The 21,116-nt window shown below is 60.3% G+C and carries 24 protein-coding genes; 9 read left to right on the top strand and 15 right to left on the bottom strand.

Annotated elements, in window-relative coordinates; all coding sequences use genetic code 11:
* Positions 1–10: 10 nt before the first annotated feature.
* The 7 genes from JOE62_RS06805 to JOE62_RS06775 all read right to left on the bottom strand — a co-directional run bounded on the left by JOE62_RS06805 (position 11) and on the right by JOE62_RS06775 (position 6,742).
* Complete coding sequence (locus tag JOE62_RS06805; RefSeq protein ID WP_204721348.1) at positions 11–1,117, bottom strand: FecCD family ABC transporter permease; 1,107 nt, start codon at positions 1,115–1,117, stop codon at positions 11–13.
* The gene (locus JOE62_RS06800) at positions 1,114–2,361 is read right to left on the bottom strand and encodes an MFS transporter (RefSeq protein WP_204721346.1); all 1,248 of its coding nucleotides are present in this window, start codon (positions 2,359–2,361) and stop codon (positions 1,114–1,116) included. Before JOE62_RS06800 ends, JOE62_RS06805 begins: the two co-directional genes overlap by 4 nt.
* Entirely contained in the window at positions 2,361–3,350 is a 990-nt protein-coding gene (locus JOE62_RS06795) for an ABC transporter substrate-binding protein (RefSeq protein WP_338085761.1), read from the bottom strand. The genes JOE62_RS06800 and JOE62_RS06795 overlap by 1 nt, the downstream gene beginning before the upstream one ends.
* Positions 3,351–3,607: 257 nt before the next feature.
* The gene (locus JOE62_RS06790; RefSeq protein ID WP_204721344.1) at positions 3,608–4,510 is read right to left on the bottom strand and encodes an ABC transporter substrate-binding protein; all 903 of its coding nucleotides are present in this window, start codon (positions 4,508–4,510) and stop codon (positions 3,608–3,610) included.
* Positions 4,507–5,235: an ABC transporter permease gene (locus JOE62_RS06785; protein WP_204721342.1), complete on the bottom strand. Its 729-nt coding sequence runs from the start codon at positions 5,233–5,235 to the stop codon at positions 4,507–4,509. The genes JOE62_RS06790 and JOE62_RS06785 overlap by 4 nt, the downstream gene beginning before the upstream one ends.
* Positions 5,232–5,918 (bottom strand): ABC transporter permease subunit, encoded by a 687-nt coding sequence (locus JOE62_RS06780; protein ID WP_204721340.1) that lies wholly within the window; start codon positions 5,916–5,918, stop codon positions 5,232–5,234. Before JOE62_RS06780 ends, JOE62_RS06785 begins: the two co-directional genes overlap by 4 nt.
* Positions 5,915–6,742 (bottom strand): ABC transporter ATP-binding protein, encoded by an 828-nt coding sequence (locus JOE62_RS06775; RefSeq protein ID WP_204721338.1) that lies wholly within the window; start codon positions 6,740–6,742, stop codon positions 5,915–5,917. Before JOE62_RS06775 ends, JOE62_RS06780 begins: the two co-directional genes overlap by 4 nt.
* 240 nt (positions 6,743–6,982) lie before the next feature.
* Between JOE62_RS06775 and JOE62_RS06770 the strand changes: the two genes are divergently transcribed.
* On the top strand, positions 6,983–7,252 hold the full coding sequence (locus JOE62_RS06770) for a hypothetical protein (RefSeq protein ID WP_204721336.1): 270 nt from the start codon (positions 6,983–6,985) through the stop codon (positions 7,250–7,252).
* Positions 7,253–7,340: 88 nt separating this feature from the next.
* Here the strand turns inward: JOE62_RS06770 and JOE62_RS06765 are convergent, their stop codons facing one another.
* Both JOE62_RS06765 and dapA read right to left on the bottom strand, forming a co-directional pair.
* The gene (locus tag JOE62_RS06765) at positions 7,341–9,047 is read right to left on the bottom strand and encodes a ribonuclease J (protein ID WP_038989607.1); all 1,707 of its coding nucleotides are present in this window, start codon (positions 9,045–9,047) and stop codon (positions 7,341–7,343) included.
* 19 nt (positions 9,048–9,066) lie between these two features.
* Entirely contained in the window at positions 9,067–9,978 is a 912-nt protein-coding gene (gene dapA, locus JOE62_RS06760; protein WP_204721334.1) for a 4-hydroxy-tetrahydrodipicolinate synthase, read from the bottom strand.
* A 67-nt stretch (positions 9,979–10,045) separates the two neighbouring features.
* Between dapA and JOE62_RS06755 the strand changes: the two genes are divergently transcribed.
* Complete coding sequence (locus tag JOE62_RS06755) at positions 10,046–11,218, top strand: heparan-alpha-glucosaminide N-acetyltransferase domain-containing protein (RefSeq protein ID WP_204721332.1); 1,173 nt, start codon at positions 10,046–10,048, stop codon at positions 11,216–11,218.
* 60 nt (positions 11,219–11,278) lie between these two features.
* Here JOE62_RS06755 and JOE62_RS06750 read toward each other — a convergent pair whose 3' ends face one another.
* The gene (locus JOE62_RS06750; RefSeq protein WP_204721330.1) at positions 11,279–11,731 is read right to left on the bottom strand and encodes a tetratricopeptide repeat protein; all 453 of its coding nucleotides are present in this window, start codon (positions 11,729–11,731) and stop codon (positions 11,279–11,281) included.
* The gene (dapB, locus tag JOE62_RS06745) at positions 11,728–12,486 is read right to left on the bottom strand and encodes a 4-hydroxy-tetrahydrodipicolinate reductase (RefSeq protein WP_204721328.1); all 759 of its coding nucleotides are present in this window, start codon (positions 12,484–12,486) and stop codon (positions 11,728–11,730) included. The genes JOE62_RS06750 and dapB overlap by 4 nt, the downstream gene beginning before the upstream one ends.
* A 194-nt stretch (positions 12,487–12,680) precedes the next feature.
* On the opposite strand from dapB, the gene JOE62_RS06740 reads away from it, so the two are divergent.
* A complete protein-coding gene (locus tag JOE62_RS06740) occupies positions 12,681–13,091 on the top strand; it encodes a hypothetical protein (RefSeq protein ID WP_204721326.1) in 411 nt (136 codons plus the stop codon).
* 92 nt (positions 13,092–13,183) lie between these two features.
* The gene (locus JOE62_RS06735) at positions 13,184–13,918 is read left to right on the top strand and encodes an alpha/beta fold hydrolase (RefSeq protein ID WP_204721324.1); all 735 of its coding nucleotides are present in this window, start codon (positions 13,184–13,186) and stop codon (positions 13,916–13,918) included.
* A 70-nt stretch (positions 13,919–13,988) separates the two neighbouring features.
* On the opposite strand, the gene JOE62_RS06730 is transcribed toward JOE62_RS06735, so the two are convergent.
* The 3 genes from JOE62_RS06730 to JOE62_RS06720 all read right to left on the bottom strand — a co-directional run bounded on the left by JOE62_RS06730 (position 13,989) and on the right by JOE62_RS06720 (position 16,577).
* Positions 13,989–15,359, bottom strand: coding sequence for a M16 family metallopeptidase (locus tag JOE62_RS06730; RefSeq protein WP_420842175.1), 1,371 nt, complete (start codon positions 15,357–15,359; stop codon positions 13,989–13,991).
* Positions 15,360–15,535: 176 nt separating this feature from the next.
* Positions 15,536–15,901, bottom strand: a complete 366-nt coding sequence (locus tag JOE62_RS06725; RefSeq protein WP_204721322.1) for a hypothetical protein — start codon at positions 15,899–15,901, stop codon at positions 15,536–15,538.
* A 184-nt stretch (positions 15,902–16,085) separates the two neighbouring features.
* Positions 16,086–16,577 (bottom strand): S-ribosylhomocysteine lyase, encoded by a 492-nt coding sequence (locus JOE62_RS06720; RefSeq protein ID WP_038989613.1) that lies wholly within the window; start codon positions 16,575–16,577, stop codon positions 16,086–16,088.
* Between the two features lie 121 nt (positions 16,578–16,698).
* Between JOE62_RS06720 and JOE62_RS06715 the strand changes: the two genes are divergently transcribed.
* Together JOE62_RS06715 and JOE62_RS06710 are read left to right on the top strand one after the other, a co-directional pair.
* On the top strand, positions 16,699–17,259 hold the full coding sequence (locus JOE62_RS06715) for a phosphorylase family protein (protein WP_204721320.1): 561 nt from the start codon (positions 16,699–16,701) through the stop codon (positions 17,257–17,259).
* Between the two features lie 74 nt (positions 17,260–17,333).
* Positions 17,334–18,206: a PaaX family transcriptional regulator gene (locus tag JOE62_RS06710; RefSeq protein ID WP_038989615.1), complete on the top strand. Its 873-nt coding sequence runs from the start codon at positions 17,334–17,336 to the stop codon at positions 18,204–18,206.
* A gap of 73 nt (positions 18,207–18,279) precedes the next feature.
* Here JOE62_RS06710 and JOE62_RS06705 read toward each other — a convergent pair whose 3' ends face one another.
* Positions 18,280–18,699: a RidA family protein gene (locus JOE62_RS06705; RefSeq protein WP_038989616.1), complete on the bottom strand. Its 420-nt coding sequence runs from the start codon at positions 18,697–18,699 to the stop codon at positions 18,280–18,282.
* A gap of 144 nt (positions 18,700–18,843) precedes the next feature.
* On the opposite strand from JOE62_RS06705, the gene JOE62_RS06700 reads away from it, so the two are divergent.
* From JOE62_RS06700 to JOE62_RS06690, 3 genes are read left to right on the top strand one after another with little or no spacing between them, the layout of a single operon-like run.
* Positions 18,844–19,704 (top strand): fumarylacetoacetate hydrolase family protein, encoded by an 861-nt coding sequence (locus JOE62_RS06700; RefSeq protein ID WP_038989617.1) that lies wholly within the window; start codon positions 18,844–18,846, stop codon positions 19,702–19,704.
* Between the two features lie 41 nt (positions 19,705–19,745).
* Positions 19,746–20,228: a cupin domain-containing protein gene (locus tag JOE62_RS06695; protein ID WP_038990080.1), complete on the top strand. Its 483-nt coding sequence runs from the start codon at positions 19,746–19,748 to the stop codon at positions 20,226–20,228.
* Complete coding sequence (locus JOE62_RS06690; protein WP_204721318.1) at positions 20,225–21,115, top strand: acyl-CoA thioesterase; 891 nt, start codon at positions 20,225–20,227, stop codon at positions 21,113–21,115. Before JOE62_RS06695 ends, JOE62_RS06690 begins: the two co-directional genes overlap by 4 nt.
* The last annotated feature ends 1 nt before the right edge of the window (position 21,116 follow it).

Below are 21,116 nucleotides of genomic sequence, written 5' to 3'. Positions count from 1 at the left end.
TTCGTGATTCCTACTGGACCGCATTGAGCTTGCGAACCAGCGCGAACAGCAATGGGGCACCGAGCAGCGCCGTCACGATGCCCAGGGGCAACTCCTGCGGCGCCATGGCCGTCCGGGCCAGCACATCGGCCCAGACCAGGAACACCGCACCGAGCAACGCAGCGACCGGTATCAGGATCCGGTGCGTCGATCCAACGCACAGCCGGGCCACGTGCGGAATCACCAACCCGACAAACCCGATGCCGCCGGAGGATGCGACCAGCGCGCCCACGCACACCGCGGTCACGACCATGACGGACGCGCGCAGTTTGGCCGGAGCTATGCCCAGTGCCTGCGCGGTGCCATCGCCAATGGCCAGCGCATCCAGCGGTCTTGACCAATAGGCCAGCAGCGTAGCTGTCCCGAGCACCACGACCCAGGCGATCATGACCGACTGCCCGGTAGCCTGCGCCAAGGAACCCAGGGTCCAGAACAGCACCGAACGTCCGGCGTTCGGATCCTCCGAAGCGAAAATCAGCAGCGAGGTGAGCGCGTGCAGCACATAGCCCACTGACACCCCTGCCAGGACCAGACGGGTGGATGTCATCTCGGAGCCGACCCGTGCCAGCAGGTAGACGACGATCCCCGCGGCCAACGCCCCGGCAAAGGCGCTGGCCGCCAGCGAGGCCGTTCCGATGCCGGCGGCCGCTCCGAAGAGGATCGAGGCCGCCGAGAGCGTGGATGCCCCGGAGGTCACGCCCAGCAGGTACGGTTCAGCCAGGATGTTGCGGGTCAGCGCCTGCAGCGCCACCCCGGCCAGGGCCAGCCCGGCGCCGACGGCGGCGCCCAGAAGGACCCGCGGAACGCGCAGCAGCAGGACAATGGACTCATCCGATGCGCTGAAGGCACCGGAGTCGGCTGCCCCGGACAGGTGCGCCTTGAGGATCTGCAGGACGGTGCCCGGCTCAATGGCCACCGGGCCGAGCCCTACGGCCACCGGCACAGAGACCAGCAACACGCTCAGCAGCGCGCAAATCCACAGCCATGCGTGCCGGGCGCGCCGGTCATGATCCAGATCATCGCCCGGACCGGCCAGCGGCTCCCGGTGTGCTCGCACTGCAGAATCCAACGGGGTCATGGTTGCCTTTCCAAGGTTTTGGCAGGGGAAGGGGCGCGCAGGGTCAGCGCGGCAGCCAGCGCCACCAGTGTCAATGCGCACAGCACGGCAGCGGCGGCCAGGTAGCCGGAGGCGGCTAGCCCCGCGCCGGAAGCCGCCGTGCCCAGGAACAAGCCCAGGGACATTCCGGCCGCGTTCAGGCTCAGCGCGGTGCCGCGCACCTGCGTGCAGCGGCTCACCAGCAGGCTCATCACGGCGGCCGAGACCACCGCGTGGCTGGCCGAAAGCACCGCTGTGCCGGCCACCGCCAGCGGCAGCACCGGAGCGAGGTAGACCCCGGACAGCGCCACGAGCGAAATACCCAGGCTGATAACCATCACGACACGGGTGCGGGCCGGCGAATCTTCGGCGTTGAGCATTCTCCCGGCCAGCAGGTGGCCGAGGAAGAAGGCCCCGCCGCTGACCGACCAGACGAAGGCGAACCAATTGGCATCCAGGGAGAATTTCTGGGCATACAGCGGAGCGAGGAAGGCCAGATGCCCCATGAAGGCTCCGGCGCGCCCGAAGGAAACCAGCAGCAGAGCCCGGGCGCCGGGCACCCCAGCCAGGGTGCGGAAGGCCGCAAGGTAGCCCAGCCGGGCAGGGGCCGGGGTGTCCCCGGCGTGCCCAGCGCCACGGCGGCCGTAGCGCAGCACCGCCGGGATCAGCGCGATGCTGAGCACGGCGATCGCGACCAGATTGCCCTGCCACCCCCAGAACAGCGCCGGCAGCGCCAGCAGCGGCGCGCCCACGGTGGAAGCCAAAGTCTGGGCCGTCATCACCATGGTGGCTGCCCGGCCGGCGGCCGGCGTGGTGCCGAACCGGTCCGCGGCCGCGGTGGACAGCGCGGGGTAAAGCAAGGCGTTGGATACACCGGTGGCCAGGCAGAATACCGCCAGCGCGGCCAGTCCCGAAAAGGTTCCCACGATGGCTGCCAGGCCCATCAACCCCAGCGCCGCGGCGGCCACGGTGCCCGGGGCGATGCGCCCGATCAGCGGGGCCAGCGCAACTCCGGCGAGCACCGCGCCGATGCCGGCCAGCCCGCGCAGGGTTCCAGTTTCTGCGTAGCCGGCCCCGGCCCAGTCCGCGATGGGCACCAGGAAGGTGCTCAGCACCGTGAAGGGCAGCAAGCCCAGTGCCGAGGCCAGCAGCGCAGGCCAGATCTCCGCGATAATGCGCCGTTCGCTGGGCAACCGGTGCGCGGTATGCAGGTCGGTCTGGCTCATCAACGAGCCAGCCGGTCGGCGATCAGCTCGACCCCGTCCACGGCCAGCGGACCGGGCGAAGAATAGTAGTAGTTCAGCGGCACGATGGCGCTGTCCTGATCAATGGCGGGCAAACCCTCCAATTCGGGGCGGTTGCGCAGCTCGTCGATGACCTGCTGGTCCGTTTCCAAGTTCGAGGAACCGGTCGGCAGGTACATGGCGAAGACCTTGTCGGCAGCGCTGTTCACGAGTTCTTCGGTGGAGGGCTCGAAGTAGCGCTTGGGAACGTCGCTGAAGACGTTCTCCATGCCCAGCAATTCCATCTGCTCGGCAATCAGGGATTCATGGCCGTATGACCCCAAGGTGCCGGAGACGGGCACGTACAACGCCATGCCCCGCTGCCCACTGGCCTGCTTGGCATTGCGCGCTGCCTGCTCGACGCGGGAGCGCATGTCCTTCACCGAGCCGGCGGCTACCTGTTCGGTGCCGAAGAGCTGTCCGTAGGATTCCACATCCTTGTAGATCTGGTCGAAACCGCTCAGTCCTCCGGTGGATCGATCCTCGAATCCAGCGCAGTACCCGCTGACGGTCAGCATCTTCACTCCGGCGCTTTCCAAACGCTCTGCCAACGAATCCAGATCGATTCCGGCTGCGATATCGGTTCCGATCACCACGTCCGCACCCGAGGCCAGGATCATTTCGTAGGAGACGTCATGGGAGTCTTCGGTGATCCGATCGGCCTTGCGCACCACCGCCATGGTTTCCTCGTCGAAAGGCACCTGCATGCTGCCTGCGTAGTGCGTGAGCTTGTCTCCCGCTCCAGCGGCAGTCAATAGGGCTGGCGCTTCCGAGCCCACAGCAAGAACGCTTTCCGGGGCCTTGTAGAAGACTACTTGCCTTCCGCAGTTGTCTAGGACAAGGTTTGTCGCCTCGGCACCCTGTGGCGCGCCGCTGGCGGATCCGGCCGGCGTGCTGCACCCGGTTACCAAAGCCAGGACTGCAACTGGCACGGCCAGCTTCCAGGGGTTGAGTTTTTCATCTATCAGTGCTCCATTCATGGCAAGCGGGCGTCGACCGCCGAATTCCAGCGAGTCCTCAGCCAACAACGCTAAACACTAATGAGAATCATTATTAATTGTCAAAATATGTCAGCACCTCGCTCTTCCCAGCCAAAGCCGTTTTCGGACAATGAAAAGCAGCCGCACTGCCCGAAATTGAACGGGCGGCGCGGCTGCCGTGATGCTGCTTTTCTGTGCTGGATTGCGGGCTAGAGTCCCTCGGAAGCCAGCCAGGCCGAAGCGATGTCTGCTGCCGATTTCTTGTCCACGGTGCTTTGGACATTCAGGTTCACCAGAACCTGCGCCGTCAGTTTCTCGCTGACCGGATTGAGGACTTCCGCCAATTCCTCGGATTGATCAGCAGCCACCAATGGCACAACGTTTGATGCCAGGAACAGGGACTTCGGATCCTCCAGAACCACGAGGTCCTCGGTCTGGATGCGCGGATCGGCAGTAAAGACGTTGGCAATATTCACCGTGCCGGCGACCAGGTCTTCAACGGTCGTATCGCCCGTTGCAGAGAACTCCGCCTTCACGCCGTAGGTGCTTTCCAAGCCCTTGGGGCCGTAGGGGCGCTCAGCAAGTTCGGGCGGGCCACCCACGGTCAATGGTTCGGAGATGCCGGCAAGGTCCTCGATGCTGGTGAGGTTGTTGGCTTCGGCGAATTTTTTCGTCACCGTATAGGAGTCCTGGTCCGAAGCCTCGGCGGCTTCGAGCACCGCAAGTGATTCAGGCAAGGACTTCTTCAGCTCGTCATAGACTTCCTCGGAGGAACGCGCTTCGGTGTCTTCCTTGTAGAACTGCAGCAGGTTGCCCGTGTATTCAGGGAAGACGTCAATGCTTCCGTCTTCCAGCTGAGGCATGTAGGCATCGCGCTGCCCGATGCTGAATTGCCGTTCTACTTCCATGCCGGCTCCTTCAAGTGCCTGGGCATAGATCTCGGCGACAATTTCATTTGAGTAGTAGGCCTGCGAACCTACCACGACCGTTGTTCCGCCATCCTGGGCGGCATCGCTTTCCGTGGCCAGCGGGTCCGCACTGGAGCATCCGGCCAGTACCAGGCTTCCAGCCAGCACGAGAGCGCTTGTGGAGAAAAACTGCTTCCTGTTCATGACATTTCCCTTTCGAGGGTGATTTGGTCATCGGTATAGTGGAACTTCTTCTTCGTGCGCGCACCCAGACCGCGCGGTACGGCAGCTTTCTGGGCCGTGGCAAATGCCAAGTCCAGCACAAGGGCCAGCGCCGCAACCATCAAGGCTCCACCCAGGACCATGTCGAAGCGCCGCAGGTTCAGTCCGGTGATGATGGGCAAGCCCAGGCCGCCGAGGTTCACGTAGGCGGCGACAGTTACCGTGGCCACCACTTGAAGCACTGCGGAGCGGATCCCGCCCACGAGCAGGGCAAGGCCTAGTGGAATCTCGACTTTGAAGAGTATCTGCCATTCGGTCATCCCCACGGCCCTGGCAGCGTCAATGGTTTTGCGGTCAATGGCTTCGAAGCCGGTGTAGGCTCCCGCAAGCAGTGATGGAATCGCCAGCACAACGAAGGTCAGCAGGGCCGCTTCTGGCTTGTGCAGTACACCGAGCAGCAGCACCAGTAGGATCAGCAAGCCGAAGGATGGCACCGCCCGGGCAATGCCGGCGATGCCGACCGCAATTTCTCGCCCTTTGCCAGTGTGCCCGATTGCCCATCCGGCGGGGATGGCAATCACGCCGGCGATCAGCACTGCCAGCACGGTGAACAGCAGGTGCTGCCCCAGCAGGGCACCCAGTCCCCCATCGCCCTGCCACTGTTCAGCTGCGAAGATCCACGACAGCGCATCGGAAATCAGATTCATGATGCCGCCTGTTCAGTGGACTTCGGCGCCGGCGTTCGCCGCTTCAAGGTGCTCGCCGTGGTCCACGGCATCAGCCAACGACCTGCCAAAAGCAACAGCAGGTCGACCAGCAGGGCGATCGCTGCCACTGCGATAATACCGGCCAGGACTTCCTCGATAATGCGGCGCTGCAAGCCGTTGGTGAACAAGTAGCCCAGGTTGGTGACGCCGACCAGGATGCCAACCGTTGCCAGCGAGATCGTGCTCACCGCGGTCACGCGCAATCCGGCCAGAACCACGGGACCGGCCAAGGGGAGGTCAACAGCAAAGAAACGACGTGCCGTTCCGTAGCCCATGGCCGTTGCCGCCGACCTGGTTGCCGGGTCGACCGAGTTCAGCCCGTCGACCACGCTGCGCACCATGATGGCGACCGCGTAGATCGCCAGAGCGAGAATCAAGTTGGCTTCGCTGATCGCGCTCATCCCGGTGAGCACGGGCAGTATCATCAGCAAAGCCAATGAAGGGATCGTGTAGAGCAATCCAGTGAGGCTCACGACTGGTCCGCGCACGAGCTTGTATTTCCAGGCCACCCAACCCAGCGGGATCGACGCAGCGAATCCGAGAACAATTGCTATCACGGACTGGCGCAGGTGCTCCACCGAAAGCGACCCAATGAGTCCGAGGTTTTCCAGGATCCAGTTCACTGGACTGTTCCGTCCTCGACAAGCTTGCCCTGTGTTCGGCCTTGCGCATCGACAAGGACGGTTCCATGTTCCGTCTGCTTCAGACTCAGTGCCCGGGACCCGCGCTGCGCACCGATAAAGGAGGCGACAAAATCATTGGCTGGATTCTCAATAATTTCACTGGGGCTGCCTACTTGGAGCTTTTGTGCGCCGGCCGCGAGAATCACTACCTGGTCACCGAGCAGGAATGCCTCATCAATGTCATGGGTGACAAAGACGATGGTTTTTCCGAGTTCTCTTTGGAGTCGAAGCAACTCTTCTTGCAACTCGGCGCGGACGATAGGGTCAACTGCGCCGAAGGGCTCATCCATGAGCAGGATGTTCGGATCCGAGGCAAGTGCTCTGGCGACACCGACTCGCTGCTGCTGGCCTCCCGAGAGTTGGTGCGGGTAGCGGTCGGCCTGTGAAGGAACTAAACCTACGGTTTCCATGAGTTCGAGGGCTCGTTTGCGTGACGCGGCTTTGGACATGCCTTGGAGCCGCGGCACGGTAGCGATGTTCTCCGCGACGGTGAAATGCGGCATGAGTCCCGAGTTCTGCATGACGTAGCCAATGCTTCGACGCAGTTCCACCGCTGGCTTGTTGGTGATGTCCTCCCCATCGATCCGAAGCACTCCATGGCTCGGATCAACCATGCGGTTTACCATCCGCAGCAAGGTCGTCTTGCCGCAGCCTGAGGATCCCACGAAGACTGTGGTGCGGTGTGCCGGAATTTGCAGGCTGAAATCCTTGACGGCAACCGTGCCATCCGGATAGTGCTTCGAGACGTTCTCAAACTCAATCATGCGGGTTCCTCCTCGGCGGTTTCATTCCGAACCTTGTGCGATGCCTGAGCATGTTTCGTCTCCTTGAGCTGGCGTTGAGCCCAATTCTGCCTCAAAAGCGCTGTGACAGCACCCAATGCCGGGAATCATTCAGCTTCAAACAGTTTGGCGCTTACCGTATTCCTACCAGAAAGTCGGTAGAGTGAGCCAAAAGCATTTTTACGGCATTTGGAGAATACATTGCACAAACGCTCGAAATTCATGGCTACTGCCGCTTTGGCAATTGGTGCCTTGGCTCTATCGTCACCAGCAATCGCTGACACGCAAGGTTTTACCCCAACCAGTGATTGGGACAGCGCAGTTATCATGGACACTCGCACCGAAGAGGTTCTGGAGCGGATCGATGCGGACCAGTGGGATTCGGTCATTGTCATGGACGCGCAAACGGGGCACGTCGTGCCGCAAAGTCCTGCTCCGTCAATCGAACCGCCTGACTGGCCGAAGCCTGCATTCTTGAGTTTCGTTGGATGACACTGAATTTCTACACAGGCACTGTTGGAGCTGTCCAAAAAATTATTGCCTCGAACCATAATTGGTTCGAGGCAATAATTCCGGAAGTCTAGGCTTCGAGCACTACCGGGACGATCATTGGGCGGCGGCGCAGCTTGCGCGATACCCACGAGCCGATCACACGGCGGGTGATCTGCTGCAGCTGGTGCGTGGTGTGGTTCGGGTTGTTGCCCACTGCTTCCACAATCGCGGCTGCAATCTTCGGCTTGATCTCGTTGAAGACTGAGTCCTCTTCCGCCACACCGCGTGCGTGGATGTCCGGGCCGGAGATGATCGTGCCGTTCTGGCGGTTGATCACGGTGATGACCGAGATGAAGCCTTCCTCGCCCAAGGTGACGCGGTCCTTCAGGTCATCGTCGGTGATGGTGCCGACCTTGGAGCCGTCAACGTAGACGTATCCGCATTCGACCTGGCCGACGAGCTTCGCAACGCCGTCCTTCATGTCGATAACCGAACCGTCGTCTGCCAGCAGCACGTTGTCCTCCGGGACACCGGCCTGCGCGGCCAGCCGGCCGTTGGCAATCAGGTGGCGGGTTTCGCCGTGCACCGGGAGCACGTTCTTCGGGCGCAGAATGTTGTAGCAGTACAGCAATTCGCCAGCCGATGCGTGGCCGGAAACGTGGACCTTGGCCATGCCCTTGTGGATGACCTCCGCGCCCAGGCGCATCAGGCCGTTGATCACGCGGAAGACCGAGTTCTCGTTGCCCGGGATCAAGCTGGAGGCGAGGATGACGGTGTCGCCCGGGTTGACCTGGACCTTGTGCTCGCCGTTGGCCATCCTGGACAGGGCTGCCATCGGCTCGCCCTGCGAACCGGTGGACATCAGCACGACTTTGTGGTCCGGCAGCGAGTCGATCTGCTTCAGGTCGACCAGCACGCCCTGCGGCACGTCGAGGTAGCCCAGGCGTTCGGCGATGCCCATGTTGCGCACCATCGAGCGGCCAATGAAGGCAACCTTGCGCCCGTGCATCGCGGCCGCATCCAGCACCTGCTGCACGCGGTGCACGTGCGAGGAGAAGGACGCGACAATGATGCGGCGGCGGGCGCGCGCGAACTTGGCTTCGAGGACCGGGCCGATTTCGCGTTCGGCGACGGTGAAGCCAGGGACTTCGGCGTTGGTGGAGTCCGGCAGGAACAGGTCCACGCCTTCCTCGCCCAGACGCGCGAAGTGGCGCAGGTCGGTGATGCGGCCGTCCAGCGGCAGCTGGTCCATCTTGAAGTCGCCGGTGTGCAGCACCGTGCCGGCCTCGGTGCGCAGGAATACTGCCAGGGCGTCGGGGATCGAGTGGTTCACGGCAACGAATTCGCATTCGAAGTTGCCAACCTGCGCGATCTCGCCCTCCACCACGATGTTGGTGTTGGCCTTGATGCGGTGTTCTGCCAGCTTTGCTTCAACGAAGGCCAGGGTCAGCTTGGACCCGTACAAAGGGATGTCTTCGCGCAGGCGCAGCAGGTAAGGAACAGCACCGATATGGTCCTCGTGGCCGTGGGTCAGCACGAGGCCCACCACGTCGTCCAGCCGGTCCTTGATGTAGGAGAAATCCGGCAGGATCAGATCCACGCCAGGCTGGTGCTCTTCGGGGAAGAGCACGCCGCAGTCGACGATCAACAGTTTCCCGTTGAGTTCGAATACGGTCATGTTTCGGCCGACCTCGCCCAAGCCGCCGAGGGGAACAATGCGCATTGTCCCCTTCTTCAGCTTCGCCGGAGTCTGCATACGCGCAGCGTCAGCCTTACCTACTGAACTCTCAGTCATATGTGGTTAGTCCCTTTCGTTACAGATCCCATCCACCTTCACGTAGGTCCGCGCGGATGGCATCTAGCTCTGCGTCCGACGGTGCCAACAGCGGCAGCCGGACGACGGTGTTCGGCAGGACACCCTGCCAGTGAAGTCCATATTTTGCGGCAACGGCGCCCTGAATGTGGCCCATGATGCCGCGCTGAATCGCGTCCAGCTCAAAGTGTGTGGTGCGTGCAGTTGCCAGATCTCCTGCATGCATTGCATTAACTAGCGTACGGTACTTGGCGGCTGCAACGTGAGCGGTGACCGAAACCACGCCGACCGCACCGGCCGCCATCAGCGGCAGGGTCAGGCCGTCATCGCCCGAGTACACGTGCAGTTCGGTGTTGGCCAGCACGGTGGTGGTGGACTGGTAATCCGCTTTGGCATCCTTCAGCGCAATGACCTGAGGAATCTTGGCCAGCTCGATAATGGTTTCCGGTGCCAGCGCAATGCCGGTGCGTCCAGGGATGTCATAAAGCATGATGGGCAGCTCAACAGCTTCGGCGATGGCCTTCACGTGGGCGATGACGCCTGCCTGGCTTGGCTTGTTGTAGTACGGGGTGGTCAGCAGCACACCGTCGACGCCCGCTTCCTTGGCAGCCAGCGACAGCTTGATGGAGTGGCGGGTGTCGTTTGTGGTGGAACCGGCCAGCACCGCGGCCCGGCCGCCCACTGCCTTGGCGACGGTACGGAACATCTCGATGTTCTCTTCATCGGTCAGGGTCGAGGTCTCGCCGGTGGTGCCGGTGACAACCAGTCCGTCGCAGCCATCATCAACCAGCTTCGTTGCCAGTTTTGCGGCCAACGCGTAATTGACTTCACCCGCTTCGTCGAAGGGCGTGACCATAGCGGTCAGCACGGTTCCGAACGGGTATGCCTGATTATCAATTGCACTTGTTGCCATGGGATTAAATCTACACTCGCGCATGTCGCATTGGCATCCCTGGAACTATTCGTGGTGCGATGATTCCATGAACGATTCGGGTAGTTCCCAGCGCCTCTTGGGCGTGGATGCGGCGCGGCTTGCCGCCATCCTCGGCATGTTCGCCGCGCACGTCTTCGCACTGTATGAAATCAGCGGCGCACCCGCCTACTCCCCAACGTTTACCGGGGCTGTCGCCTCCGGCAGGGCATCGGTCCTGTTCATGGTGCTGGCCGGATTATCCCTGGGTTTGCTCTCGAAATCCATGGCGCGGAAGGGCTTTTCTCACCCTAAGGTTTACTCAGTCCTTGTGCTGAGAGCATTAATTATTGCCGTGCTCGGAATGGCCATTGGGTCAATAAATGAAGCCATCGCAGTCATTCTTGTCCACTATGGACTACTATTTCTATTGCTTCCGCTGGGTCTGAGGCTCACAAGAATAACTATTTGGGTAGTCTCAGTCCTGTGGCTGCTGCTGATGCCGGTTCTTTGGCGGCCCTTGGCCAGCAGCTGGATGGGGAACTCCCTAGGCCATAATCCAAGCTTCGGCGACCTTCTCACCCCGCAATTGCTCCTCAAGGATCTGGCCGTCACCGGATACTACCCTTTGATGATCTGGTTCGGATTCGGCTTGCTGGGAATAGCCATCGGACGATGCAATCTTCGCAGCACGAAAACTGCTGGCCTGCTTGCTGCGGGCGGGACATTTATCGCAGCAGCGACCTATGCAGCGGGACATCTGGTGAGCATGAAGAATGCCGGGGTCATAGCCCAAGAACTGGGTCTGGACTTATCCCTCGTTCCAACAATGATCACCACCGGGCGCCTGCCGGGCACCAATCTCGATCCGTTCCTGGATAATCCCGCCTACCTCTGGTTGCCAACCGGCCACAGCAATTCCTTGCTGTCCACGCTGCACAACGCCGCCTGCGCCGCCGCAATCATCGGCCTGCTATCGCTGATTATTGGCCGACTTGGCGTGCTGGGCCGGATTCTGGCTGGCGCCGGCCGCGCACCACTGACCCTGTATGCCGGACACATCATCTTGCTGCCGGCGATGAAAGAGAACATGGATCCGACGGCCATCTGGTGGATTCTCTTTTCAGCCACTGCCGTCTGCGGAATTTGGCTCGGCTTCAGCCGGGCATCCGGTCCGCTGGAATATGGCGTCAGGGTACTCAGCGGAGCTGACACCGATCCCGAAACGAAGATGAAGTTCTAGAACGATGGCCCGGGCTCTTACGAGCCCGGGCCATCGGCACTATGCTGGTATTCGTGATTTCTACTGGCTGACCTTCTGATCTGCTTGCCAAAAGGTGATCGCCCTACGCATGGATTTGCGAGCCTGCGGCTTATCGCCACAGGCTTCATATGCCAGCGCCAGGCGGTACCAGGATTTCCATGACTCCGGGTTCTCTTCCACGTCCCGCTGGTGGTTGGGGAAATCCGCGTCGGCCGCCGAACGGATGAAGCGTCCCGATGGCATGCGGGGAAGATCTTCTGGAAGCTCACCCGAAGCGGCTAAGGCCTTGCCCATCTTCTCGGTGCGTAAACCGAAGAGCACTTCGCGAATCAGTATCCAGACGCACAAGGCAGGAATCACCAAGATCGCAATGCCCATGATCTGGGCGACCAGCTCCCCGGTATTCAGCAGTCGCATGGCCTGGGTGAATGTCATGCCAATGTACAGCGCGAACAGCAGCAGAATGCCGCCTACCCATAGTTTGGTTTTCACTGGCCCAGCTCCAGGTAGCCGTCGAGCCCATAGGTCAACCCCGGACGGGAACCAACGGTGCGCAGGCCCAGAAGGACGCCCGGCATGAACGAGGCACGGTCAAAGGAATCATGGCGCAACGTGAACTGCTCGCCGGGTCCGCCAAAGAGCACTTCCTGGTGGGCTACCAAGCCACGCAAGCGGACCGAATGGACGTTGATTCCATCGACAACTGCACCGCGGGCACCGTCGAGCTGGGTCTCGGTAGCATCAGGGCTGGCTGGTACCCCAGCGGCTTCACGCGACTTGGCGATCAGTTCAGCGGTACGCACCGCGGTACCGCTGGGAGCGTCCACCTTATTGGGGTGATGCAATTCGATGATTTCTACGGATTCGAAGTACTTCGCTGCCGTGGCAGCGAACGCGCTGGCCAACACGGAGCCGAGGGCGAAGTTGGGCGCAATCAGCACACCGGCTTCGGGATGCTCGCTCAGCAACGTTTCCAGATTTGCCCGGCGGGCATCATCCCAGCCGGTGGTGCCGACGACCGCATGCAGTCCATGCTCAACGGCGAAACGCACATTGTCTTCGGTGGATGCTGGCACGGAAAGGTCAACGATGTGGGTTGCTCCGGCTTGGAGGATCTGCGACAGGTCGTCGCCTCGCCCCAAGCTTGCAACCAGTTCCATGTCTGCAGCCTCAGTCACGGCCTTGACCGCTTCCGAGCCCATTCGTCCTGCCGCGCCGAGCACGGCCACCTTGATCTGTGCACTCATGGGCTTAAGCCTATCCTCCTGAACGCACCATTCCTGCCAACGATGACGTGATCTCTCTCGAGTTTTGCAACGACTTCTCAGCAGGGAGCAGTCGGCAAATTATTGCGGAGGCACCCTACGGCCAGTCCAACTTGTTTTGCCCAGCAAATAGGGGAAAAATATGTGTCAGGAGTTCCCAAATAGTGAGCAGGGCCATGGGTCAGAAAATTAAGCGTATCGGTTTCGGCATCGGTGCAATCCTCGCCGCGACCTTCGCATGCACTTCCTGCGGTTCTGGCAGCGAACCGATCACCCTGTCGGATGGCGAACGAGCATCAATCATCGATATCGTCCAAGAGCAGGGAACAGTTATCGATTCACCGACATGCCAGGTAGAAGTTTTCCGAATCGAGGATTCCACGACCTACGGCTGGGCTACCTGCGCACCCGATAGCCAGGAATCCGCGGATGCCGCGGCTCAAGCCGACGCCTTCCCATTCCGCATCGACGGGCAAGAACTGCGTCGTCCAAGTGACGGTTCCGACTACGAAAAAGACGTGAAAGAACTCTTCCCGGAAGATCTCCGTTCCGCCATTAATCAGCATTCGACCGGGGTGGGCGGCTAGCTCCCTTGGTGCTCGTCTCGCCATTTCTGGCGAGCGTGTCGATTTTCCCTACTGATAGTATGTGCGCACTTTTCGCACGATGAAAGGCTGGCGTGCGCCACGAGTACTTTGGGCATTTGCCCGAATCCTTGAAAACCAGGCTCTCGGTTCGCGTCGCGGGCCAGGGGCCTGACGTGGTGCTCCTGCATGGGCTCGGAGCTTCCAGCCGCTATTTCACTCCGCTGGCAAACATCTTGGCGCAGACGCATCGGGTGATCGTTCCCGAGCTGCCCGGCCATGGCAAGAATCTCGATGATGGTCGCCCGGTGACCGTACCGCGTTTTGCACACGAAGTGGCACTGGCGTTGCGCGAGCTGAAGGTGGAGAACGCAATTGTCCTCGGGCATTCCATGGGTTCGCAGGTTTCCATTGAGCTGGCTCGCGCGTGGCCGGACCTGGTCAAGCACCTGATCATTGCAGCTCCCGCGGTCAACGACCGCGAGGCGACGCTCTTCAGGCAGGCACGCCGGCTCTTCGAGGATTTACCGTATGAGTTGAACTCGGTGAAGGCGATCTTGCTTGTCGACTACCTGCGTTGCGGTATCCCCTGGTGGGCCAAAAGCTGTGCCCAGATGTTGGATTACTCCACCATCGATTTGCTCCGCACGGTGCACTGCCCGGTTGATGTCGTATGCGGCACCCGGGATCTGCTCTCTCCCCCGGAGTTCGGTCTTCGCTTGGTCGCCAAAACTCCGCAAGCCAAGCTTACTGTCATGCACCATGGTGCGCATGGGTTCAATTTCTCCCACGCGCCCGAGCTTGCGGCGCTAGTCGAAGCCGCAGTTTGAACAAATAAAACGGCAGTGCCCCGTGAATCAAGATCCTCAGATTCGATTCAAGGGGCGCTGCCGGTGGATTCTAAAGGCCTAGCGCGGCTTCATTCTCAAACGGTCCTACCACGGTGATTACGCGATCCTTGGCCGCCAGTTCCTGGGCCAGCTGCTGCACGTCCTGGGCGGTGACTGCGTTGACTCGAGACAAGGCTTCGTCGATGTCTTGGAATTCACCGGTAATCATTTCTGCCCGGCCCAAACGGGACATGCGGCTTCCGGGATCTTCCAAGGCCAGCACTGTTCCCCCGGATAGCTGGCCCTTGGCCTGCGCCAATTCAGACTCGCTGATGCCGTCCTTGGCCAAGCGATCCAGCTCGTCGCCGAGCAACCCGATAACTTGAGCCGCCTTGGCCGGGGCACAACCGGCGTACATGCCAAAGTATCCGGCATCCGTATAGGCGGCGGAGAAGGAATAAGTCGAGTACACCAGTCCGCGCTTCTCCCGGATTTCCTGGAACAAGCGCGAGCTCATGCCGCCGCCGAGCACAGCGTTCAGCACCGCGAGCACCTGGCGCCGGTCGTCGTGGCCGGTGATGCCCGAGCAGCCCATGATGATATTGGCTTGCTCGCCTGGGCGGTTGATGACTACCAACCCGGCCTTCGAGGTGATCTGTGCCGGCTCGCCCATGCGGCGTGGCTCCGGTACGGCCATCGGGTCCAGTTCCCAGCCGGCTTCAGCCAGCGCCTTGAGAACCAGCTCGCACAGCTTGTCGTGCTCCAGGGAACCTGCGGCAGTAACAATCAGCTCGCTTGGACGGTAGTGCGCGCGGTAGTGCTCCATGACTGCCTCGCGGGAGATCTCCATGATCTCTTCTGGAGTTCCGCCAATAGGCCGTCCCAGCGGGTGATCGCCCAGGACGTTGGCAACGAAGCGCTCGTGGGCGACGTCCATCGCATCATCTGCATCCATTGCAAGCTCTTCGATGATCACCCCGCGCTCCTGCTCTAGTTCCTGCGGATCGATCACCGCTGAGGTGACCATGTCAGCAATGACCTCCAGCGCCATTGGCAGATCCGTGTCCAGCACCCGTGCGTAATAGCATGTCGATTCCTTGGCGGTGGCTGCGTTCGATTCGCCGCCCACAGCGTCGAAGGACTGGGCAATTTCCAAGGCAGTGCGCTTTGCAGTGCCCTTGAAGAGCAAGTGCTCCAGGAAGTGCGTGGAGCCGTAGTGTCCTGCTTCTTCGTCACGGGAACCGACCGGAACCCAGAATCCCACAGTGGTGGATCGCTGTCCGGGCATCGCTTCCGTCAGGACCCGCACGCCACCAGGCAGGATGCTGCGCCGGACTTCAGAGCCGCCTTCGCCGCGGTGGACCAACGTCGGGTCCGCCGGGTCAATCGGAGAAAACTGCGTGGTCTCCACCGAATGCAACGGCAATGGAATCATGGCCACGAATATACGTCCTTAATTCGTCGAGAATAGCGATTTCAAGCTAAGTACACTGTCTTTCATTCTCCCATAGAAACGCCATTTGAAAGCAATAGCTCATTGGTGACGGGGCAATCACATTCTCGGAGATTTCGAGATCGAACCGCGGCTTTCGAAATACCGTCAGGCAGATTTGCAGATCATGTCGCATCGAGATACCCGCGTTTCGCAGCATCAGCGCAAACTGGGGTCTGCCGCGCCGGGTCACTGGAGGCACAGGCAAGGTATACCGTATTCGCGGCATCTTCTGTACTCAATTCCGGATATCCCATTGATCCGGGATTATAGGAGACAGCAGTGCTCCACTCATCGAGGTCCTTGCAAGCACTAAGCGACTTTTTCTCGGCTTCGCCAATCATCTCTTGGGATGATTCAGGATCGGACCAGGCTTCGTTCTGCCGCTGGATTGCCGATTGGCATTCCTCACCGATGCTGGATGTCCTTGCCGCATCGAAATTCATGCATCCACTAATAGCCAACGACATGGCGCCAAGTACTGATGCCAAGGAAAGAACTCTGCGCATAGTCTTCATGCTACCGACTGCTCACAGTGATTGTGCGGCTGATTTACTGCTTGGCGGCTACCATTCTGCCAGGCGAGGAAACAGCCAGGCAAGGAAACAGCCAGGCAAGGAAAAATCCCGCGCGTCCCAACGGAACACACGGGATTTCCAGTTCTCAAGCTACTGCTTAGGCAATCTTGGAACGATCGAACGCGTCAAGGCTGATGCCCTGTTCCAAGACGACTTTCGCCCATTCGCGCGCCGAGTGCAGTGAATGGTCACGATAATTACCGCAGCTCACGGCTTCGGTTCCCGGAACATCCTCCCAGGTAACCTTCTCGGCAATGTCTTCCAGCGAGCTCTTGATGGCAGCGGCGACAACCGCCGGGGTCGGTTCGCCCCACAAGATCATATGGAAGCCGGTGCGGCAGCCAAATGGGGAGAAATCAATCAGGCCGTCAATTCGGGTACGCAGCAAACCAGCCATGGTGTGCTCGATGGTGTGCAGGCCAGCCGTTGGAATCTCACCGTGGTTTGGCTGGACTAGACGGATGTCGTAGTTGGTGATGGCATCGCCCTTGGGACCGTGCTCCACCCCGATTTTGCGCACATACGGCGCCTTCACCTTGGTGTGGTCCAGGGCAAAGCTTTCAACTTCAGCAAGTTCAATATCACTCATACGCAAAGTCTATCTGCTCACCGTCCGGCGAATCGAGACCTCAGCGAAGGAGGTAACCGATAGACTTCTTAGGACGTTCGGGGCAGCACTCCCCGAGCAGATTTCTTTAGAGGGGAAGTTCATGTCGGACCAGAAGTCCTTGCTCGTCTTTGCGCACGCAGACGAAGCCGTAGCCTTTGCAGATGTCGAGCACATCGTTTCCGGTGTTGGCAAGATCAACGCATCGGTAGCCTTGGCTGGAGTGCTCGCTGAGGGCAACATCAAGAACGTCGTAGTACTGGGCACCGCCGGCGTTGTAGGTCATGCCGGTGAAGATCGCCCGAGCCTGGACACCATTTACCAGGTCACCAAGCTGATCCAGCACGATTTCCCGCTGCCTTCGGCGGATGTGGATCCCGCAGGTGAAATTCTGCTTCCTGATTTCCAGGCCACCATGGCTACCGGTGACGTTTTTGTTTCCAATGACGAACAGCGCATCCACATCAAGTCTTTGGGCGCCTCGCTCGTCGACATGGAAGGCTACGCCTACGCCAGCATCTGCCAGCGCTTCAATGTCCCGCTGCAGATCTTCAAGATCCCATCCGATTACGCGGACGACTCGGCGTCGATCGACGAATGGGATGACATCGCCAAGCAGAAGAGCGTCCAGCTGCGCGAGTTCTTCGACAAGCATCTGGTCTAGCAGGCCGCCGACGCGACCGCAGGCTGAAGGCTCGTTCTATTATTGTTACACCAGCATCGAAGGGAGACAGTTCCATGACAGCACAGGCAAAACCACACGTCGGTGCAGTAGAGGTCTCCATGCCCCGCCACCACCAGCTCATCGTTTCGCTCTTTGGAATGCATGCCCGCCAGCATGATGGAGCCTTGCAGGTGGCAGCAATCATCTCCTTGATGCAGGACGTGGGAGTCGAGCCTGCGGGTACTCGTTCCTCGATTTCACGGCTGAAGAAGCGCGGAATAATCGAAAGCGTGCAAGTCCGCGGCCGCAATGGATACTCGTTGTCCGAATCGGTGCTGACTACCTTCGCCGAAGGCGACGAGCGGATCTTCCATCCGCGCCGGGCAACGGCCGAAGATCGCTGGCTGCTGGCAACCTTCACGGTCCCCGAAACCCAGCGCAATATCCGGCACAAGATTCGTTCCGCTTTGGTGCGCATGGGCTTCGGTTCGGTGGTTCCCGGACTCTGGATAGCACCGGAACATGCCAAGGACCCCGCTTTGGGCTACTTTACCCGGCATGGCTTGGACAAGTACTTCGAGTTCTTCCTGGCCGAGCACATCGGCGGCGTGCAGTTGCGAGAGAACCTGAATTCTTGGTGGGATCTAGGAACCTTGGAAGCAATGTATTCCGAATTCCTAGAGGAAAATCAGGGACTGCTGGAATTCTGGAAGGAACGCGCCAATACGCAGCAGAGCGCTGAGCTCGATGCTCAGGGCTTCGCTGACCATCTGATACTGCTTACACAGTGGCGCCGATTCCCCTACTCCGACCCGGGGTTGCCAGCCGAGTTGCTCCCGGAGGGTTGGAACGCATTGAAGGCAGAAGCGTTATTCAAAGACCTGCATACCCTATTGTCGCCGCTCGCGTCACGGCATGTGCAACGGGTGATTAGCGAACAACGCTGATCCTTGCCTTCTCGCCACAAGAAAAAGGGCTGCGAAACCGATTGGTTTCGCAGCCCTTTTCCGCATTCCGGGGCTAGTCGCGGTCCTGGATGACAGCCACACCCTGGATTTCAATCAGGGCTTCCTTCTGCCACAGTCGGCTGACCCCGATTCCGGCCATTGCTGGATATTCCGAACCGGCCATCTCGCGCCAAAGGCGCCCAATTTCTCTGCCATGTGCCATGTAATCATCCACATCAGTCAGGTATATGGTCACACTGGTCAGATCCTCCGGACGCCCCCCGGCTTCAACCAAGGTGGTCAGCACGTTTGAAAAAGCCTGCTTGAACTGCTCCACAATGCCACCGGGAACGATATTCATGTCCTTGTCCAGCGCCGTCTGGCCGCCGAGATAGACAGTATCTCCCGCTTTAACTCCGTGGGCATATCCAGAGGGCTTTGCCATGGATGCCGGGTTGATCGTCTCGTTGCGGTGCAGCTTGGTTTCAGTCATTTCCCACTCCTTGTACCGGGTGCATGAAATTTGCCCCAATTAGCTCTAGCGCCATCTTTGTGATGCGTGCTACATTGAGCTTACGTGACGACGGTAAAAAAGTCGACACATAGATTTTCACTCACGAACAAAGGGAACGCACTCATGAAGCTCGCAACGATCAACGCCGGCGGGAAGAGCCTGGCGGCAATCCAGACCGATCAGGGATACCTGCCCCTGCCAGCTGGCGATCTTAGCGAGTTCATCAAGCGTCAGGACTGGAAAGCAACCGCCGCAGAAACTCTGGCATCCGGCACCGCAGACGATCTCATCCCAGCGGGGCAGGCCCGGCTGCTCAATCCGCTGCCAGCACCCGCAAAGGTGGTCTGCTGCGGGCTGAACTACAGCGAACACATCATTGAAATGGGACGCGAACTACCCGACTACCCCACACTGTTCGCAAAGTTCGCAGACACCCTGGCAGATCCCGACGCGGAGATCTCCAGCGCTTCCTCGACCAATGTGGATTGGGAGGCGGAACTGGCAGTTGTGCTTGGTTCAGATGCATCCTCAGCGTCATTGGAAGAAGCCCAGGCCGCTATTGCGGGATACACGGTAGCCAACGATATTTCGATGCGCGACTGGCAGCGCCGCACCCTGCAATGGTTCCAGGGCAAGGCCTTCGATGGCACCACTCCCCTGGGTCCCGTGCTGGCTACGGCAGATGAGATCGACCCGGTTGCCGGGGCGGAGGTCATCTGCCGCATCAACGGCGAGGAAGTGCAGCGCGGCAACACCTCGACGCTCGTCTTCTCCGCGGCGCGGCTGATCAGCTACATTTCCGAATTCACCACTTTGCGTGCCGGAGACATCGTACTGACCGGGACCCCCGGAGGAGTCGGGATGGGCATGGAACCACCGCGATTCCTCGCTGACGGGGACCGGATAGAAACCGAAATCCCCGGTATCGGCATCCTCTCCAACAAATTCCGGATCCGGGTAAACAGCCCAGCCCTATCCCAATGACCATCAACAGCATCCAGCAACCAACACCGAAGGAGCACATCATGACCGAAACACCCATGACCTACCGCACCGAGGGCGATAACTCGATCTACGCCTCCGACAATGGACAGGTTGTCCCCGTAGTCACCCGGGCAGGATCCGAGGACACCAACACCGCACAGTCCGGTGACTGCATCCGCGTCTCCGGCGTGAGCATCCAGCACACCCCGGCCACCAAGATCTGGTTCGGACAGGTCTCCAACGTCCCTGGCTACCGTTCCCTGCCGCACCACCATGGGGAGGCGGAAACCGGCGGCTACGTGCTGCGCGGGCACGGCCGGATCTACTACGGAGAGAACTACGAGCAGTACGCAGATATGAAAGCCGGCGACTGGGTCTTCGTCCCTCCGTTCATGCCCCATGTCGAGGCCAACATGTCGGTCACCGAGGAACTGGTATGGCTCACCGCCAGGACCCCGGAGAACATCGTGGTCAACCTGCCCGATGTCGCCGACGAAACCTTGGAAGGATACCGCCGAGCATGAACACCACATCACTGTCCGCCCAGGTTTTCCTGGACGCCATCAACATGGCCGAGTGCGAGGCCGAAGTCTTCGACCAGGCTTTCACCGCCACTCCGCAGTACGTGCCGTGGCCCAAGGCCTACGGTGGCGACATGGTCGCCCAGGGCGCCCTGTCGCTGATGAAGTCGGTGGGCACAGACCGCAAGCTGCACTCGATGCATTCCTACTTCCTGCGGCCCGTGGATATGCACCAACCGGTCCGCTACGAGGTGGAGCATCTGCGCGATGGCCGTGGCTATTCAACCCGCCAAGTGCGCGCTTTCCAGAACGGCAAGCCGGTCTACTGCGCACTGGGATCTTTCCACGTGCCCGAAGAAGGGGCCGAATATGCAATTGACGCCCCGGGCGATTCCCTTGATCTGGATCCGCAGTCACTGGCCAGCGCAGCCCAGGTATTGGAGGGCGTCGAAGGCGATGCCGCCAAATACTGGGCCGGGGGCCGCAGCTTCGACATGCGCCATGTTCCCGAAGCGATCTACCTTCCCGGCGAGCGCGAGAAGACCGGTAGCCAGGCCGTTTGGATCCGGGCTTTTTCCCCGCTGCCCGATGATGCGGTGATCCAAAAGGCAGCGCTGGCCTATGTCTGCGATTACACGATTCTGGAGCCGATCATGCGCAGCCTCGGGTTGAGCTGGGGAGACGAAGGACTGGTGACCGCCAGCCTGGATCACTCCATGTGGTTCCACCGCGAAGGGCGGATGGATGAATGGGTACTTTACGCCCAGGAAGCCATTTCAAGCCAAGACAACCGTGGTTTGGCCATCGGGCGATTCTATGCCCGCGATGGCAAGCTGCTTGCCACCGTAGCCCAAGAAGGAATGATCCGCCCCGCGCGGAATGCCCACTAGG

The sequence above is a fragment of the Glutamicibacter nicotianae genome (assembly GCF_016907615.1).
GTDB classification, from domain to species: Bacteria; Actinomycetota; Actinomycetes; order Actinomycetales; family Micrococcaceae; genus Glutamicibacter; species Glutamicibacter nicotianae.
Note: the sequence above shows the minus strand (reverse complement) of the source record. Positions and strands in the feature narration are given on the sequence as shown.

What these genes read in the sequence shown, in the direction of transcription:
- JOE62_RS06805 (WP_204721348.1), bottom strand. Translation starts at nt 1,117, where the DNA reads ATGACCCCGTTGGATTCTGCAGTGCGAGCACACCGGGAGCCGCTGGCC.
- JOE62_RS06800 (WP_204721346.1), bottom strand. Translation starts at nt 2,361, where the DNA reads ATGAGCCAGACCGACCTGCATACCGCGCACCGGTTGCCCAGCGAACGG.
- JOE62_RS06790 (WP_204721344.1), bottom strand. Translation starts at nt 4,510, where the DNA reads ATGAACAGGAAGCAGTTTTTCTCCACAAGCGCTCTCGTGCTGGCTGGA.
- JOE62_RS06785 (WP_204721342.1), bottom strand. Translation starts at nt 5,235, where the DNA reads ATGAATCTGATTTCCGATGCGCTGTCGTGGATCTTCGCAGCTGAACAG.
- JOE62_RS06775 (WP_204721338.1), bottom strand. Translation starts at nt 6,742, where the DNA reads ATGATTGAGTTTGAGAACGTCTCGAAGCACTATCCGGATGGCACGGTT.
- JOE62_RS06770 (WP_204721336.1), top strand. Translation starts at nt 6,983, where the DNA reads ATGGCTACTGCCGCTTTGGCAATTGGTGCCTTGGCTCTATCGTCACCA.
- JOE62_RS06765 (WP_038989607.1), bottom strand. Translation starts at nt 9,047, where the DNA reads ATGACTGAGAGTTCAGTAGGTAAGGCTGACGCTGCGCGTATGCAGACT.
- dapA (WP_204721334.1), bottom strand. Translation starts at nt 9,978, where the DNA reads ATGGCAACAAGTGCAATTGATAATCAGGCATACCCGTTCGGAACCGTG.
- JOE62_RS06755 (WP_204721332.1), top strand. Translation starts at nt 10,046, where the DNA reads ATGAACGATTCGGGTAGTTCCCAGCGCCTCTTGGGCGTGGATGCGGCG.
- dapB (WP_204721328.1), bottom strand. Translation starts at nt 12,486, where the DNA reads ATGAGTGCACAGATCAAGGTGGCCGTGCTCGGCGCGGCAGGACGAATG.
- JOE62_RS06740 (WP_204721326.1), top strand. Translation starts at nt 12,681, where the DNA reads ATGGGTCAGAAAATTAAGCGTATCGGTTTCGGCATCGGTGCAATCCTC.
- JOE62_RS06720 (WP_038989613.1), bottom strand. Translation starts at nt 16,577, where the DNA reads ATGAGTGATATTGAACTTGCTGAAGTTGAAAGCTTTGCCCTGGACCAC.
- JOE62_RS06715 (WP_204721320.1), top strand. Translation starts at nt 16,699, where the DNA reads ATGTCGGACCAGAAGTCCTTGCTCGTCTTTGCGCACGCAGACGAAGCC.
- JOE62_RS06710 (WP_038989615.1), top strand. Translation starts at nt 17,334, where the DNA reads ATGACAGCACAGGCAAAACCACACGTCGGTGCAGTAGAGGTCTCCATG.
- JOE62_RS06705 (WP_038989616.1), bottom strand. Translation starts at nt 18,699, where the DNA reads ATGACTGAAACCAAGCTGCACCGCAACGAGACGATCAACCCGGCATCC.
- JOE62_RS06700 (WP_038989617.1), top strand. Translation starts at nt 18,844, where the DNA reads ATGAAGCTCGCAACGATCAACGCCGGCGGGAAGAGCCTGGCGGCAATC.
- JOE62_RS06695 (WP_038990080.1), top strand. Translation starts at nt 19,746, where the DNA reads ATGACCGAAACACCCATGACCTACCGCACCGAGGGCGATAACTCGATC.
- JOE62_RS06690 (WP_204721318.1), top strand. Translation starts at nt 20,225, where the DNA reads ATGAACACCACATCACTGTCCGCCCAGGTTTTCCTGGACGCCATCAAC.